Raw genomic sequence first — 15,246 nt, forward strand, 5'->3', positions numbered from 1 at the left:
GTTTCGATATTCACTGTCCGAACTCCTCGGCGAAAGCGGCCGCCGCGCCAAACAGGCCCGGCTGGGGGTGCGTTATAAGCTTCACGGGCATCTCGTCCATCCGCCGCTCGAAGCGGCCCTTGGCGACGAAGCGGTCCGGGAAGCCGGATCGGGGCAGGCGGTCGGCGAGCCGCAGGCCGAGGCCGCCGGCGATCACCACCGCCTGCGCGCCCTGGGCGAGGGCGATGTCGCCGGCGACGGCGCCGAGCGCCAGGAAGAAGCGGTCGAGCGCGGCGACGGCGAGGCTGTCCTCGCCGGCGAGAGCCGCCGTCCACAAGGCCTTTTCGTCGCCATGGGCAGCCGGGCGGCCCTCGATCGCGGCAAGCGCCTCGTAGATGTTGGCGAGGCCCATGCCCGACGCGATGCGCTCGACCGAGACGCGGCGGTAGCGGGTGCGTAGGTGCGCCAGGATCCGGTCCTCGAGCGGGTCGAGCGGCGCGAAATCGATATGGCCGCCCTCGGTCTCGATCACATCATAGCGCCCGTCGCGGCGGAGCAATTGGCCCACGCCGAGGCCGGTGCCCGGGCCGACGATCGAGATCACGCCTTTATTGGGGAGGGGGCGGTCCGGACCGCACAGATGCCGGAAATGGCCGGCATCGAGCTGGGCGACGGCGTGGCCAACGGCGCCGAAATCGTTGACCAGCTTGAAACGGGGCGTGCCGAGCTGCTGCGGGATGGACTCCGGGCGGATCACCCAGGGATTGTTGGTGAACTTCAGCACCTCGCCCTGGATGGGGCCCGCTATGGCGATGCCCGCGGCGGGCGGAAGCGGGCGTCCGGCCTGGCGCCCGAATGCCTCCCAGGCGGTTTGCAGGCTGGCATGGTCAGCGGTCTTGAGCGTGCATATTTCGCCCAGCGAAGCGACGCGGCCGCCGGCCAGTCGGGCGATCGCGAAGCGGGCGTGGGTGCCGCCGATATCGACCGCGACGACCTCGGTCACACCACTTGTTCCATCGCGTGCAGCATCGCCGATGCGCCGCGCTCTGCGCCGTCGGCGCCGTGCCGCATCATCGCGAACAGCTCCCGGCCGGTGCCGAGCGGGGCGGGCGGCGGGGCCGCCGGTTCGCGGGCGTCGAGATCGTCGACCAAAGCGGTGAGCTCGCCGGTCTCGGCGGAGAGCCGGACGACATCGCCGTCGCGCAGCAGGGCGAGCGGCCCGCCGCCCAGCGCCTCCGGCGTGACGTGGATCGCCGCCGGCACCTTGCCGGACGCGCCCGACATGCGGCCATCGGTGACGAGCGCGACCTTGAAGCCGCGGTCCTGCAGCACGCCCAGCGGCGGCGTCAGCTTGTGGAGCTCGGGCATGCCGTTGGCGCGCGGGCCCTGGAAGCGGACGACGACGACCACGTCGCGCTCCAGCTCGCCGGCCTTGAACGCGGCCAGCACTTCATCCTGGTCCGAGAAGACGCGCACCGGCGCCTCGATCGTCCAGCGCGCCGGATCGACGGCGCTGGTCTTGAACGTGGCGCGGCCGAGATTGCCCTGGACGAGGCGCATGCCGCCGTCGGGCTGGAACGGGTCGCTGGCGGGACGCAGCATCTCCGCGTCGAGGGGCGCCGCGGGGGAGTCCTGCCAGACGAGCGCGTCGTCGCGCAGGACCGGCTCGCGCGCGTAATCGGCGAGGCTCTCGCCGGCCACGGTCAGGATGTCGCCGTGGAGCAGGCCGTGGTCGAGCAGGGTGCGGATGACGTAGCCGATGCCGCCCGCGGCGTGGAAATGGTTCACGTCGCCCGAACCGTTGGGATAGACGCGCGCGATCAGCGGCACCGCCGACGACAGCCGGTCGAGATCCTCCCAGTCGAAGAGGATCCCGGCCGCGCGGGCGATGGCGGGCAGGTGGATGGCGTGGTTGGTCGAGCCGCCGGTGGCGAGCAGGCCGACCGCGGCGTTGACGATCGCCTTTTCGTCCACGCACAGGCCGAGCGGGCGATAATCATTGCCGTCCCAGCCGATCTCGCCCAGCCGATGGACCGCGGCGCGGGTCAACTCCTGGCGCAGTTTCGTGCCGGGATTGACGAAGGCGGCGCCGGGCATGTGCAGGCCCATCACCTCCATCATCATCTGGTTGGAATTGGCGGTGCCGTAGAAGGTGCAGGTGCCGGCGCTGTGATAGGAAGCGGCCTCGGCGTCGAGCAGCTCCTCGCGCCCGACCTTGCCCTCGGCGTAGAGTTGGCGGACGCGCACCTTCTCCTTGTTGGAGAGGCCGGTCGGCATCGGCCCGGCCGGGATCAGGATCGTCGGCAGGTGGCCGAAGCGCAAAGCGCCGATCAGCAGGCCCGGCACGATCTTGTCGCAGATGCCGAGCAGGGCCGCCGCCTCGAACATGCCGTGCGACAAGGCGATGGCGGTGGACATAGCGATCGTGTCGCGGCTGAACAGCGACAGCTCCATGCCGCTCTGGCCCTGGGTGACGCCATCGCACATGGCCGGGACGCCGCCCGCGACCTGCGCCGTCGCGCCGATCTCGCGCGCGTAAAGCTTCATCTGCTCGGGGTAGCGGCCATAGGGCTGATGCGCCGAGAGCATGTCGTTATAGGCGGTGACGATGCCGATATTGGTCGCCCGGCCGCTGCGGATCGCGGGCTTGTCCTCGCCCGCCGCCGCGAAGCCGTGGGCGAAATTGCCGCAGGAGAGGCGGGGGCGACCGATGCCGGTCTCGCGCTCGCGCCGGATCAGGTCGAGATAGCGGGTCCGCGTGGGCCGCGAACGCTCGGTGACGCGCGCGGTCACCGCCTCGATCGCGGGGTTCAGTTCATTCATGCCAGCTCACTCCGTCGCGCTCGGTCAGGGCGATCGCCGCCGACGGGCCCCACGTTCCGGCGGCATAGGATTTGGGCGTGACGCCGTTGGCGGCCCAGCCGTCGCGGATCGCGTCGACCCACTCCCACTGCGCCTCGACCTCGTCGCGCCGCACGAACAAGGTGGGATCGCCCTCGACAAGGTCAAGCAACAGGCGTTCGTAGGCGATGCGCCGGCGGGTGTCGGCAAAGGCATTGGCGAGGCCGAGATCGAGCGGGACCTCGCGCAGGCGGATGCCGTCGCGGTCGAGCCCGGGCTGCTTGGCCATCATCAGCAGCCGGATATTCTCCTCGGGCTGCAGCCGGATGACGAGCTTGTTGGGCTGCACCACCGCGCCGCGCTTTTCGAAGATCGAATGGGGCACGCCCTTGAACTGGATGAAGATCTCCGAATGGCGGCTGGGCAGGCGTTTGCCGGTGCGCAGGTAGAAGGGCACGCCTTTCCAGCGCCAATTGTCGACATGCGCCTTCAATGCGACGAAGGTCTCGGTGTCCGAAGCCTGGCCGAGTTCCTCGGCATAGCCCGGGACCGGCGCGCCCGCGACCGCGCCGGCCTGATACTGGCCGGTGACGCTTTCGCCAGGGCCCACCTTGCGCAGCGAGCGCAGCACCTTGACCTTCTCGTCGCGCACGGCGGCGGCATCGAACTGGCTCGGCGGCTCCATCGCCACCAGAGCGAGCAATTGCAGCATGTGGTTCTGGACCATGTCGCGCAGCGCGCCCGAGCCGTCATAATAATCGGCGCGGCCCTCGAGCCCGACCGTCTCCGAGACGGTGATCTGGACATGGTCGATGCCGCCCGCGTCCCACAAGGGCTCGAACAGCGAATTGCCGAAGCGCAGCGCGAGCAGGTTCTGCACTGTCTCCTTGCCGAGATAATGATCGATCCGGAAGGTGCGCTCCTCGGGGAAGACGGACGCGACCGCGTCGTTGATCTCGCGGCTGGAGGCGAGATCGGTGCCAAGCGGCTTTTCCAGCGCGAGACGGACATTGGCGCCGGACAGCCCGGCCGCGGCCAGGCCCTCGATCGTGGCGCGGAACAGCGACGGCGCCGTCGACAGGAAGATGGCGAGGCCGCCTTCGGTGGAGCCGACCGCCTCGGCCAGCCGTCCGAATTGCGCGGGATCCGAGGCGTCGAGGGAGACGTAGGACAGGCGGGCGAGGAAGCGGTCGACCTTGTCCTGCCGGCGGAAATCGGGATCGACATATGTGTCGAGCGCGACCGCGGCCGCCTCGCGGAAGCCGGAATCGCCGAGCGGGCTGCGCGCGGTGCCGACGATCCTCAGATCCTCCGGAAGCAGTCCGTCCGCATCCAATGCGTAGAGCGACGGCAGCAGCATACGCTGGGCGAGATCGCCGGTGGCGCCGAACAGCAACAGGGTCTTGGCGGCAGTCACATTCACTCCTTCGGTTCCGCTCCCGGGTGACGAGGCGGGGTTGGGGCGTCCGGCAGGTGGGGTCAATCCTCAAGTGGATAAACGGCGTCGCTGCATTCCGGACCATCTGGCCGCGCCGGACGCGGCGGGAAGGCTGATTCCGCCGAGATTCGGCATCGGGCCGGTGCGGCTGGATTGCCGCGGCGCGTTCCGCGCCTCGCAATGACGCAAAAGGGGCGAACTCGGTATGTCCGCTAAGGGTGGGAAGCTGACATTGCCAGATCACGCCGTTAGGCAGTCCTCTATGGAAGAAGCTTACATCAGACTTCGTGACCGGTGGGAGGCGGGGGCCCGGGGCAGGGAGCACGGGTTGCATCTGCTCTTCCTTGCGTGGATGCATTGGGCCGACCCGCCGTTTGTGACTGGGCTTGCGGAAGACCCCCGCGCCACCAACCTTTGGCACGACGTTTTCGCTTACTTCGGCGGGGAGGGTTCTCCTGACGCGGAGTTTCTCCACGTAGCTGGCCTGATGGCTAAACTCTTCCCTGAGGCGCTTGGAGATGAGCGAGCTTGGGAGGCAGCCGCCGAGCGCATGAAACTACGTTCTCTTCACCTTAGGCCCGAAGGTTTTCCGCCCGAGTTGTTCGAGGGGCGGGGCGAGTTCGGGGATTATTTCGCACACCAAGCTCGCGTTGCCCCAACTCATCGCTGAATGTCCGCAGTGGGTCGCTAGCGGACAGCCGATGGGAGAGTGATCCTTCAATCCTCGAACGGGGCGACCGTGGCGCGGCTGCCGACCAGATAGGCGTCGCCGACCAGGCGGAGCGGGCGGACATCGACGTCCGATGTGCGCGTGTCGACGAGATCGAGGAAATGTTCGTAGATCGCCGGATATTCCCCCGGTCCTTCGACCGCGACCGGCGCGCCGTCGAGCGTCAGGCGCGATCCGCCTTCGCTGAGTTCGATCCGTTTCCCGGACACGGTTCTCACAGTGATCGTCCAGGCTTCGTCGCCGCTGTGCCGCCAGTCGAGGGTGACCGGCATGTCGGCCTCGGCGGCCGGGCTGGCGAAGTGCAGGTCCGCCGCGATCGGCGCCTGGCGGTTTTCCGGGAAATGCAGGACGGCGTCCTTGACGAACAATGGGCCCGGGAAGATCCGGGTCGCGATCGAGAAAGCGTTGATGCCGGGATCGAACACGCCGAAGCCGCCCGGCTCCCAGATCCATTGCTGGCCCGGGTGCCATTTGCGCACGTCCTCGCGCCAGACGATCTCCATCGCCGCGATCCGTTCGCCGGCCAGCTCCCGGGCCGCGGCTTCGACACCGGCGTTGAACCGGGCGTGCCAGGTGGCGAACAGGGTCACGCCCTTCGCCTCCGCCAGGCAGGCCAGATCCTCGATCTCGCTGAGCGTGACGGCGGGCGGCTTTTCGAGCAGCACTTGCAGCCCGGCCTCGATGCAATCGCGGGCGATCGCGTAGCGCGCGCCGGGCGGCGTGCAGATCGCAACGGCGTCGAGGCCGCCGGCGGCGAGCATCTCGGTATGCGTGGTATAAGAGGGAACGCCCTCGGCCCCGGTCCCGCTCCGGCTGACCGACGCCGCCAGTGCGAACCGATCGAGGCCGGCGATGGCGGGCGCATGCTGGTCGCGGGCGATCTTGCCGTAGCCGATGATGCCGATCCGAAGCGGCTTCATGGGCGTCCCTCGAGGCCGTCCACATAGGCGCGCGCCTGTCCGGCGACCGCTTCGGCCGACTGGCCGGGGCGGTAGAGACCGGAGCCGAGGCCGAATCCGTTCGCGCCAGCCTCGAGCCAGGGCTTCATCGCGCCGGGGGTGACGCCGCCCACGACCAGCAAGGGCAGGTCCTTCGGCAGCACCGCGCGATGCGCCTTCACGACCGCGGGGGCGGCGCCCTCGGCCGGGAACAGCTTCAGTCCGGTCGCCCCGGACTGGATCGCGGTGAAGGCGTCGGACGGGGTGAAATAGCCCGGCATCGACACGAGCCCGGCGCGGGCCGTCGCCTCGATGACGCCAGCATTGGTGTTGGGCGAGACGATCAACCTGCCGCCCGCTTCGGCCACCGCCCCGACCTCGGCCGGATCGAGCACCGTGCCGGCGCCGATCAGGGCCCGGCCCCCGAAGCGCGCGGCGAGGCGGCGGATGCTCTCCAGCGGATCGGGCGAATTGAGCGGAACTTCGATCATGCGGAGGCCGGCCGCGAACAAGGCGTCGCCGATCGCCTCGACCTCATCGGGCGTCACGCCGCGGATGATCGCCACCAGGGGGCACTGCGCCATCCACGCCTGAAGCTCGCTTTTCGCGCTCATAGTGTCAGCTCCGCCAGATGCCTGATTCCGGCCAGGAACGCTTCCTCGCCATCGATTTCGCGCGCCGTGCGGCCGGCTATGGCCAAAGCGGCGGCGACCAGCCCGGTCAGCTCGGGCCGGCCCATCACGACCACTTCGCCCGGCGCGGCCCCGTCCAACCCGATGCGGACGTCGCAGCCGATCAGCAGGCCGCTCGTATAATCGGCCGCGTCCTCGCGCGGCGCCTTGCCGAGCAGATAGCGGGCGCGGACCGAGAACAATTCCGCCGGGAGGTCGTCATGGGCAAGGCCGTGGCGGACGCCGGCCTCGAAGGCGGGGCCGGCTTCCACCGGCCCGGCCATCAAATCGGCGAGGATGCTGTGCTCGCTTAAAAGGCTGAACAGCTCGCCGGTCATGACCGTGCGGAAGGAGGCGATGCGGCCATCGGCGATGCGGGCCCATTTGTTGTGCGTGCCGGGGTGGCAGCAGAGCGCGTCGGCCGGGATCATCCCGTCGCCATAGGCGCCGAGCAGCTGCACTTCCTCGCCGCGCATGACGTCGGCGTGGCCATCGTCCGACTGGCAGACGCCGGGCACGATCGCGGTCCGGCCCGGCTCCACCCAGAGCAGGTTCGCGACGAGATCGGGGAGGCCGGCGGGGCAGGGGACGTAGGGCGCCTCGCGCCAGCCGCGGTTGGAGCCGATCATGCCCGCCATCAGCAGCGGCCGGTCGCCCAGCCGCGCGCGGATTTCGGCGATCGCGGCGGGGAAACCGTCGGCGGGGACCGACGTCACCCCGCGGTCGTCCTCCATCTCGTCGGCCAGCCGCCCGTCAGGGCCGATCAAATAGGCGCGGCGGTTGGTGGTGCCCCAATCGACCGCAATGAAGCCTTCTGCCCAGCGCATCCCGTTCCTCTCGTCCTGCGGCTCCAACGCCCAAACGGGCATTGGGTCCCAAACGTCTTGATCGGCGACCGGCGCGCGCTATCCAAGGACGATGAGCGCCGACACCCCCAAATGCGTGGCCGACTGCCAGGCCGTGCTCGGCGAGGGACCGGTGTGGGTCGCGGCGGAGCAGGCGCTCTACTGGCTCGACATCAAGGGCTATCGCATCCTCAGGCGATCGAACGAGGGGGCGATCACGGCCTGGGAAACGCCCTTCCGCATCTGCTCGCTGGCCCCGCGCGCGGTCGGCGGGTTCGTGGCGGGGACCGAGAACGGCTTCGCGCTCGTCGACCCGGCCGAGGATATTTACGAACTGATCGGCGACCCCGAACCCGAGCGGTCGACCAACCGCTTCAACGACGGCAAGGTCGACCGCGAGGGCCGATTCTGGGCGGGCACGATGGACGATGCCGAGGAACAGGCATCGGGCGCGCTCTACCGGCTCGACCAGGACCGCGGCTGGAGCCGCCTCGACGACGGCTACGAGGTCACCAACGGCCCCGCCTTCAGCCCCGACGGCCGCATCCTCTATCATAATGACAGCGGGCGCAGGACGACTTTCGCCTTCGATGTCGCCGAAGACGGGAGCCTAGCCGACAAGCGCATCTTCGCCCATTTCGAGGTCGCGGACGGCTATCCCGACGGGATGACGGTCGACGCCGAGGGCTGTCTCTGGATCGCTTTCTGGGACGGCTGGTGCGTCCGCCGCCTTTCGCGGGACGGAGAGGTGCTGCGCGTCATCGAGCTGCCGGTCGAGCGGCCGACCAGCTGCGCGTTCGGCGGGCCGGAGCTGGATCAGCTCTTCATCACTTCGGCGCGCGTCGGCCTCAATGCCGAGGCGCTGGCGGCGCAGCCGCATGCCGGCGGACTGTTCCTGGCGCGGCCGGGCGTCGCCGGGATCGAGGAGCGGCCGTTCGCGGGCTAGCGGGCCTATTCGTCCTCAGGCGAAACGCCGATCTCCACGACGTCGGTGAACGGCACGGTGCGCAAGACGCCGCCCGCTTCGTCCGCGATGTCGATCCGCTCGTGGAGCGGCAGCGAACCTTTGAGCACTTCCTGGCTGAGGATGCCGCGCGCGCCATCGATCGCCTCGCGCCACGCGGCGTCGAGGTCGGGAAATTCGCTTCCCTCGTCGTCCAGAATTTCAACGTCGTCGCTGCGGATGTGGAAGTAAAAACGCGGCACTTACGCTTCCTGTCAGGCTCTCGGGGTCCGGCCACCTGTCCGGTCGGTCTTTCAGCAGGGTGTTCGCCGTGCCGCTACGTCGGAATCCAAGGCGCGAGGCGCCATTGCCCGGACCGCTGCGACGTTCTTTGCACGGCAAAGCGCATGGCCGAGGGCGCCAGTTCCGCGCCCGCCGGCTTTTTGTCGGTCCCTGCATTCGGTCCGGCGCGGCCCCGGTGCGGCCGGCGCCTTCCATGCAACTTTATCGGGCGCTGCTCTTTGTGAAGAGGGCGAGCGCTTTGCGCCGCCACGAACGACGCGCGTACCCAAGGGAGGGCCCCATCGCTAATTTCATGTTCGCGACCGGGATCGAGAACAGCATTCCGACGATCAACAACGGCCGCACCCGAGTCGACCAGATGGACGTCTGCGGCCATTACGAGCGCTGGCGCGAGGATTTCGACTGCGTCGAGGAAATCGGCATCACCTATCTGCGCTACGGGCCGCCGATCCACCGCACCTTCCTCGCGCCCGGACGCTACGACTGGGAATTCGCCGACATCACGTTCGCCGAACTCAAGCGGCGCGACATCACTCCGATCGTCGATCTCTGCCATTTCGGCGTGCCCGACTGGATCGGCAACTTCCAGAACCCGGATTTCCCGCAATTGTTCGCGGGCTATGCGGGGGCGTTCGCCGAGCGTTTCCCATGGGTGCAGCTCTACACGCCGGTGAACGAGATGTTCATCTGCGCCGTCTTCTCGGCCAAATATGGCTGGTGGAACGAGCAGATGCGCACCGACCGCGCGTTCGTGACTGCATTGAAGCATATCGTGAAGGCCAATGTGCTGGCGATGATGGAGATATTGAAGCGGCGCCCCGACGCCATCTTCATCCAGAGCGAATCCTCCGAATATTTCCATGCCGACAGCCCCAAGGCGATCGGCCCCGCCGAGATCATGAACTCGAAGCGCTTCCTCAGCCTCGATCTCAATTACGGCCGCCGCGTCGACAGCGAGATGTACGAGTATCTGATGGATAACGGCATGACCAAGGACGAATATCATTTCTTCCTCGGCAACCGCCTCAAGCAGCACTGCATCCTCGGCAACGACTATTACTGGACCAACGAGCATCGGGTCCACGCCAACGGGCTGACCGAGGCGTCGGGCGAGGTGTTCGGCTATTCGGAGATCACGCGGCAATATTATAACCGCTACCGCCTGCCGGTGATGCACACCGAGACCAATTTGCGCGAGGGCCCCAACGGCAACGAGGCGGTCCAGTGGCTGTGGAAGGAATGGGCCAACGTACTGCGGCTGCGCAACGTCGGCATTCCGACCGTCGGCTTCACCTGGTATTCGCTGACCGACCAGGTCGACTGGGACACCGCGCTGCGCGAGCAGAACGGCAACGTCAATCCGCTTGGCCTCTTCGATCTCGACCGCAAGATCCGCAATGTCGGCAAGGCCTATAAGCAGCTGATCGCCGACTGGCGCGACGTGCTTCCGGCGCAAAGCGTGTGCCTGGTGGTGCCGATCGTGCCGCCTTCGGCCTCCGGCGGCGCCCATGCCCGCGAGCAGATCGAGGAAGCCGAGGAGAGGTTGCACGAAGCGCCGACCGAGGCTGCGGTTCCGGAGGTCGGGCCATGAAGATCGGGCGGATCGAGACCTTCTTCGTGCCGCCGCGCTGGCTGTTCGTCCGCGTCGAGAGCGACGACGGCGCGGTCGGCTGGGGCGAGGCCAGCCTGGAAGGCTATGCCGAGGCCGTGGACGGCGCGTTCGAGCCGCTCCGCGACCGCTTCATCGGCCACGACCCGTTCCGGATCGAGGATATCTGGCAGGTCGCCTATCGCGGCGGCTTCTATCGCGGCGGACCGGTGCTGATGTCGGCGCTGGCCGGGCTCGAGCAGGCCTTGTGGGACCTCAAGGGCAAGGCGGTGAACCTGCCGGCCTGGCAGATGCTCGGCGGCCAGGTCCGCGACAAGATCCGCGCTTATGCCTGGATCGGCGGCGATCGCCCGCACGAGATCGGCGAGGCGGCGCGGGCGCGCCGCGAACAAGGCTTCTCGGCGGTCAAGATGAACGCGACGTCGGAGCTCGACTGGCTCGATACGCCCAAGGCGTTCGACGAGGTCGTGGCGCGGGTCGAGGCGGTGCAGGCCGAAGGGATGGATGTCGGCCTCGATTTCCACGGCCGCGTCCATCGGCCGATGGCCAAGCAGCTCGCCAAGACGCTGGAGCCGTTCGGCCTGCTCTTCATCGAGGAACCGCTTCTGTCGGAGAACCCGGAAGGGCTGGCGCAGATCGCGCAGTTGGTCTCAACGCCGATCGCGCTGGGCGAGCGGCTCTATTCGCGCTGGGATTTCAAGCCGTTCTTCGAGAAGGGCGCGGTCGACATCATCCAGCCGGACCTCAGCCATGCCGGCGGCCTGCTCGAATGCCGCAAGATCGCCGCCATGGCCGAAGCCTATGACGTGGCGGTGGCGCCGCATTGCCCGCTGGGGCCGCTGGCGCTCGCCGCCTGCCTGCAGCTTGCCGCCTGCACGCCCAACGTGGCCATCCAGGAGATGTCGCTCGGCATCCACTACAATGTCGGTCACGACCTGCTGAGCTTCGTCACCGACAAGAGCGTGCTGACGCCGCAGGACGGCTATCTGCCGATCCCGCAGGGGCCGGGCCTCGGTGTCGGCATCGACGAGGCGGCCGTGCGCGACGCGCACAAGGACCGCCATCGCTGGCGCAACCCGATCTGGCGCCATCCCGACGGCAGCTTCGCCGAATGGTGACCGCGCCGCGCATAGGCAAAGAGCGGGCGCGCCCGACGGCGCACCCGCTCTTCAAATCCTTGCCCGATCGGGAAAGGAGCTTAGGCGACCGCCCGCAGACCGCCGCGACGGCGATTCGGAACGGCGCACTGGACGCCGAGCTCGGCCTCGAGCCGCGAGAGCTCGCGCTCGCGCGATTCCCGATAGGCCGCGGCGTAGCGCGCGTCGCACTCCGCTTCTTCCTGCGTCTGGGGGCGGTAATAAGCGACCGCCAGCTGGCGGCCGAAAATATCGTCGCCCCGCATCTTCACTTCCGCTTCCGCGTCGCTCGGCAGGTTCTCGCGTACCTCGATCAGGCGCTCAATCAGCGCATCGAGCGAAGTCGTATCGCGGATTTCGATAAAATCTTTGACAAGTCTACTCATCACACACCCCGTCCCACTCTGTCCCTGGGATTCAAGATACCTTGCGCGCGAATCACTGCACAAGGGTTAACTTCGATTTACCCACAAGAGAGTTACGCAAGGCTGTCGACTTGCAACAGCTAGGGTTAATACTGAAAAGGCGGCCATGCTGATCAGGCTCGCCTCCGCGCCGCTGCAGGTGGACCTGGCGCCCGCGGTCGGCGGCAGCATCGCCCGCTTCGACCATGTCGCCGACGGGCGCGTGACGCCGGTGCTGCGCGGCGCCGACGGCGTCCCCGCGGGAGCGCTCGATGCCGGCTCCTTCCCGCTCGTCCCTTATTGCAACCGCATCCGCGGCGGCCTTTTCCGCTTCCGCGGGCGCGAGGTGCGGCTGTCCCGCAACATGCCGACCGACGCCAGCCCGCTGCACGGCCATGGCTGGCTCGCGCCCTGGGATGTGGTCGCGCGATCGGACGACACGGCGGAGCTTCTCTTCCGGCACGAGCCGGGGGAATGGCCGTGGCGCTACGAGGCCCGCCAGCATTTCCGGCTGCGGCCGGACGGGCTCGAGATCGCCCTCGCGTGCCGCAACCTCTCCGATGAGCCGATGCCGTGCGGGCTCGGCCAGCATCCCTATTTCCCCTGCACGGCCGAGACGATGCTCGACACCGAGGTCGCGACGGCCTGGACGATCGACGCGCAGGTGCTGCCGGTCGATGAAGTGCCCGCGGCCGGCCGCTACGACCTGCGCAAGCGCCGGATTTGCGGCCAGCACCTCGACAACGGCTTCGGCGGCTGGGGCGGCACTGCACGCATGGACACGCCAGGCGTGCCGTTCGCCACCAAATTGTCCTCTCCGGACGCGCGCTTCTTCCAGCTTTATTCGCCGGCCGAGGGCGGGCTCTACGTCGCCGAGCCGGTCACCCATGCCAATGCGGCCCTGAACGCGCCCGAGCAGGTTTGGCGGGAGCTGGGCATACGCGTGCTCGCGCCGGGCGAGGAGATGCGGCTGGGCGCCACGATCGGCGTCATTTCCGGCCGTTGATTACCGGCGGCGTGGCCCGCCAGCGCCCTGTGCGGGACGGATGTTCAGACTGTTCCAAATGACATAGGCTGCGCGCATGGTGGGGGTATGATCCAGCGCGCGTTCCAGCACCGCTCCGGGCGGGTGATCAGCACGTGCCGGCTGCTCCTCGCCTTGCTGTTCGCGGTCGGCGTCTCACTGGAGCCGAGCCGGCCGCTCGCTTTCGCGCCGGCCGCGCAATATCTGCTGCTCGGCTATGCCGCCCTGGCCGCGGCCCTGCTCGCCGCCACCTGGGACAATTGGTGGCTCGAGACGCGGCTCGGGGCGCCGGCGCATGTCTTCGACCTGGCTGCCTTCACTGTTCTGACGGCGCTCACCGGCGGCTATGCCAGCCCGTTCTTCGGCATCTTCATCTTCCTGGTCCTGTCGGCAGCGATGCGGTGGGGCTGGCGGGAGGCGACGCTCACCGTGCTGCTGATCGTGCTGGTGTTCTTCGCGGCCGGACTGGCGGCGGCGAGCGGGCCGCAGGCGCCGTTCGACCTCCAGCGCTTCTTCCTGCGCGCCAGCAATCTCGTCGTCCTGTCGCTGATGATCATCTGGTTCGGGGTCAATCAGTTCGGCGTGATGCGCGGCCGCCGCGGCCGTTCCCTGTTCGCCGAGATCGCCGACAGCATCGAGCCGCCCGTCCTCCCTTCGCTCGACCATGCCGCCAGCCAGCTTTCCGCCGGCAAGGTGCTGCTGGTCTGGTCGGACAGCGAGGAGCCGTGGCTCAACGTGGCGACGCTTGAACAGGGCGTCTTTCGCGAGGAGCGGCTCGGACCCGAGGCGTTTCCCTGCACGGTGGCGGACGACCTCGCCGAAACGCCGTTCCTGTTCGATCTCGGCCGCAGCCGCATCCTGGTGCGCAACGGCCATTCCCGCACGCTGGCGCGGCGCAGCGACGCCATCGACCGCGGCTTCGCCGCCGCGATGGGGATCGACGAGGGGCTGATCGTGCCGATCCGCGCCGAGGGCTATCAGGGCTATATCTTCGCCAGCGCCATTCCGGGGCTGTGCTCCGAGGACCTGATCATCGCCGGCCGGGTCGGCGAGAAAGTCTCGGCCGCGTTCGAGCGAACAGCCTTGTTCGCCGCGACCCGGGAGGCGGCTTCCGCGCGCGCGCGCCTGCTGCTCGCCCGCGACCTTCACGACAGCGTCGTCCAGTTCCAGGCCGGGATGGCGCTGAAGCTGCAGGGGCTGCGGCTCGCGGCCGCTCAGGGCGTCGCGATCGAAGAGGATCTCGAGGAGCTCCAGCTCCAGCTCGCGCAGGACCAGCGCGACCTGCGCAACGTCATCGGGGGGCTGCGCCAACTGCACGGCGACGGGCGCGGCGTCGATCTCGGCCAGCGCATCGCCACCCTGTGCCGGCGGCTCGAGAGCCAGTGGGGCGTCCAGTGCGAAATCCGCGTCGAGCCTGCGGCCATCGCCGTGCTGCCCGAGCTCCAGCACAACATCGACCAGCTCATCCGCGAAGCCGTCGCCAATGCCGTGCGCCACGGCAGCGCCCGCAACATCCTCATCCGCGCCGCGCTGCGCGACAGCCGCCTGCATCTCCATGTCGAGGATGACGGCGGCGGCTTCCCCACCGAAGGCGAGTTCGGCGACGAGGAACTCGCGCAACGCGGCCTCGGGCCGCGTTCGCTGAAGGAGCGGGTCCACAATCTCGGCGGCCAGCTGAAGCTCGCCACCGACCGCACCGGATCCCGCCTCGCCATCGCCCTGCCATTCAAAGGAGCCAGCGCATGACCCAGATCATGATTGCCGACGACCATCCGATCGTCGTTTCCGGCCTCGAAATGCTGCTCCGCAAGAGCGGCTACGACATCGCCGCGTCGGTGGCCGACGGCAATGCCGCGCTCGAGGAACTGGCCGGCGCCAACCCCGACATATTGATCCTCGACGTGCAGATGCCGGGACGCAACGGGCTCGAGGTCCTGCGCGCGCTTCGCGCCGAGGGCGACGAGCGGCCGGTTGTGCTGCTCACCGCCGCGATCGACGGCCGGCAGATCGCCGAGGCGCTCAGCCTGCGGGTCCAGGGTCTCGTGCTGAAGGACAGCCCGCCCGACACTCTGCTGCGCTGCCTGGAGGAGGTCCGCGCCGGCGGACGCTGGATCGACCCGGCCATGGAAGAACGTGGCCTCGCGGCCGGCAATGGGGGCGGCATGGGACAGCTCAGCGCCCGCGAGCGCGCCGTCGTCGATCACGTCGTCCAGGGCCTGCGCAACCGCGACATCGCCAACCTGCTCGGCATCGCCGAGGGCACGGTCAAGGTCCATCTCCACAAGGTTTACGAGAAATTGGGGGTCGGCAGCCGCACCGAACTGGTCATCTACGCTCGCGACCTCGCCGAGCGCTGAGGCTTGTCAGCTTCTCGCAGGCCACTTA

At 68.4% G+C, this 15,246-nt stretch carries 14 protein-coding genes; 6 read left to right on the plus strand and 8 right to left on the minus strand.

Features of this window, described 5'->3' with window-relative positions:
* Window positions 1-10: 10 nt before the first annotated feature.
* The 6 genes from glk to SH591_RS13040 form a co-directional block, all read right to left on the minus strand.
* Entirely contained in the window at window positions 11-982 is a 972-nt protein-coding gene (glk, locus tag SH591_RS13015) for a glucokinase (protein WP_324749487.1), read from the minus strand.
* Window positions 979-2,802, minus strand: coding sequence for a phosphogluconate dehydratase (gene edd, locus SH591_RS13020; protein ID WP_324749488.1), 1,824 nt, complete (start codon window positions 2,800-2,802; stop codon window positions 979-981). Before edd ends, glk begins: the two co-directional genes overlap by 4 nt.
* Window positions 2,795-4,180 carry a glucose-6-phosphate dehydrogenase gene (gene zwf / locus SH591_RS13025; RefSeq protein WP_324751384.1) on the minus strand — a complete coding sequence of 462 codons (1,386 nt, stop codon included), beginning with the start codon at window positions 4,178-4,180 and terminating at the stop codon, window positions 2,795-2,797. The genes edd and zwf overlap by 8 nt, the downstream gene beginning before the upstream one ends.
* Before the next feature lie 795 nt (window positions 4,181-4,975).
* A complete protein-coding gene (locus SH591_RS13030) occupies window positions 4,976-5,908 on the minus strand; it encodes a Gfo/Idh/MocA family protein (RefSeq protein WP_324749489.1) in 933 nt (310 codons plus the stop codon).
* Entirely contained in the window at window positions 5,905-6,540 is a 636-nt protein-coding gene (locus tag SH591_RS13035; protein ID WP_324749490.1) for a 2-dehydro-3-deoxy-6-phosphogalactonate aldolase, read from the minus strand. The genes SH591_RS13030 and SH591_RS13035 overlap by 4 nt, the downstream gene beginning before the upstream one ends.
* Window positions 6,537-7,424, minus strand: coding sequence for a 2-dehydro-3-deoxygalactonokinase (locus SH591_RS13040; RefSeq protein WP_324749491.1), 888 nt, complete (start codon window positions 7,422-7,424; stop codon window positions 6,537-6,539). Before SH591_RS13040 ends, SH591_RS13035 begins: the two co-directional genes overlap by 4 nt.
* A gap of 91 nt (window positions 7,425-7,515) precedes the next feature.
* Here SH591_RS13040 and SH591_RS13045 point away from each other — a divergent pair, with 91 nt between their 5' ends.
* Entirely contained in the window at window positions 7,516-8,388 is an 873-nt protein-coding gene (locus tag SH591_RS13045; protein WP_324749492.1) for an SMP-30/gluconolactonase/LRE family protein, read from the plus strand.
* A gap of 5 nt (window positions 8,389-8,393) precedes the next feature.
* Here the strand turns inward: SH591_RS13045 and SH591_RS13050 are convergent, their stop codons facing one another.
* Entirely contained in the window at window positions 8,394-8,648 is a 255-nt protein-coding gene (locus tag SH591_RS13050; RefSeq protein WP_322832690.1) for a DUF6894 family protein, read from the minus strand.
* Window positions 8,649-8,980: 332 nt separating this feature from the next.
* Here SH591_RS13050 and SH591_RS13055 point away from each other — a divergent pair, with 332 nt between their 5' ends.
* Complete coding sequence (locus tag SH591_RS13055) at window positions 8,981-10,279, plus strand: family 1 glycosylhydrolase (RefSeq protein ID WP_322832691.1); 1,299 nt, start codon at window positions 8,981-8,983, stop codon at window positions 10,277-10,279.
* Window positions 10,276-11,415 carry a galactonate dehydratase gene (dgoD, locus tag SH591_RS13060; protein WP_324749493.1) on the plus strand — a complete coding sequence of 380 codons (1,140 nt, stop codon included), beginning with the start codon at window positions 10,276-10,278 and terminating at the stop codon, window positions 11,413-11,415. The genes SH591_RS13055 and dgoD overlap by 4 nt, the downstream gene beginning before the upstream one ends.
* 80 nt (window positions 11,416-11,495) lie before the next feature.
* Here the strand turns inward: dgoD and SH591_RS13065 are convergent, their stop codons facing one another.
* Window positions 11,496-11,819 carry a hypothetical protein gene (locus tag SH591_RS13065; RefSeq protein WP_322832693.1) on the minus strand — a complete coding sequence of 108 codons (324 nt, stop codon included), beginning with the start codon at window positions 11,817-11,819 and terminating at the stop codon, window positions 11,496-11,498.
* A 145-nt stretch (window positions 11,820-11,964) separates the two neighbouring features.
* Here SH591_RS13065 and SH591_RS13070 point away from each other — a divergent pair, with 145 nt between their 5' ends.
* The 3 genes from SH591_RS13070 to SH591_RS13080 all read left to right on the plus strand — a co-directional run bounded on the left by SH591_RS13070 (window position 11,965) and on the right by SH591_RS13080 (window position 15,218).
* Window positions 11,965-12,843: an aldose 1-epimerase gene (locus SH591_RS13070; RefSeq protein ID WP_324749494.1), complete on the plus strand. Its 879-nt coding sequence runs from the start codon at window positions 11,965-11,967 to the stop codon at window positions 12,841-12,843.
* Between the two features lie 87 nt (window positions 12,844-12,930).
* Window positions 12,931-14,607, plus strand: a complete 1,677-nt coding sequence (locus SH591_RS13075) for a sensor histidine kinase (RefSeq protein ID WP_324749495.1) — start codon at window positions 12,931-12,933, stop codon at window positions 14,605-14,607.
* Complete coding sequence (locus tag SH591_RS13080; RefSeq protein WP_324749496.1) at window positions 14,604-15,218, plus strand: response regulator transcription factor; 615 nt, start codon at window positions 14,604-14,606, stop codon at window positions 15,216-15,218. The genes SH591_RS13075 and SH591_RS13080 overlap by 4 nt, the downstream gene beginning before the upstream one ends.
* Window positions 15,219-15,246: the final 28 nt, after the last annotated feature.

The sequence above is a fragment of the Sphingomonas sp. LY54 genome (assembly GCF_035594035.1).
Classification (GTDB): Bacteria; Pseudomonadota; Alphaproteobacteria; order Sphingomonadales; family Sphingomonadaceae; genus Allosphingosinicella.

Coding starts and splice junctions, on each gene's coding strand:
- SH591_RS13035 (WP_324749490.1), bottom strand. CDS start 6,540: ATGAGCGCGAAAAGCGAGCTTCAGGCGTGGATGGCGCAGTGCCCCCTG.
- SH591_RS13075 (WP_324749495.1), top strand. CDS start 12,931: ATGATCCAGCGCGCGTTCCAGCACCGCTCCGGGCGGGTGATCAGCACG.
- SH591_RS13045 (WP_324749492.1), top strand. CDS start 7,516: ATGAGCGCCGACACCCCCAAATGCGTGGCCGACTGCCAGGCCGTGCTC.
- SH591_RS13055 (WP_322832691.1), top strand. CDS start 8,981: ATGTTCGCGACCGGGATCGAGAACAGCATTCCGACGATCAACAACGGC.
- SH591_RS13070 (WP_324749494.1), top strand. CDS start 11,965: ATGCTGATCAGGCTCGCCTCCGCGCCGCTGCAGGTGGACCTGGCGCCC.
- edd (WP_324749488.1), bottom strand. CDS start 2,802: ATGAATGAACTGAACCCCGCGATCGAGGCGGTGACCGCGCGCGTCACC.
- SH591_RS13030 (WP_324749489.1), bottom strand. CDS start 5,908: ATGAAGCCGCTTCGGATCGGCATCATCGGCTACGGCAAGATCGCCCGC.
- zwf (WP_324751384.1), bottom strand. CDS start 4,180: ATGCTGCTGCCGTCGCTCTACGCATTGGATGCGGACGGACTGCTTCCG.
- SH591_RS13080 (WP_324749496.1), top strand. CDS start 14,604: ATGACCCAGATCATGATTGCCGACGACCATCCGATCGTCGTTTCCGGC.
- SH591_RS13065 (WP_322832693.1), bottom strand. CDS start 11,819: ATGAGTAGACTTGTCAAAGATTTTATCGAAATCCGCGATACGACTTCG.
- dgoD (WP_324749493.1), top strand. CDS start 10,276: ATGAAGATCGGGCGGATCGAGACCTTCTTCGTGCCGCCGCGCTGGCTG.
- SH591_RS13040 (WP_324749491.1), bottom strand. CDS start 7,424: ATGCGCTGGGCAGAAGGCTTCATTGCGGTCGATTGGGGCACCACCAAC.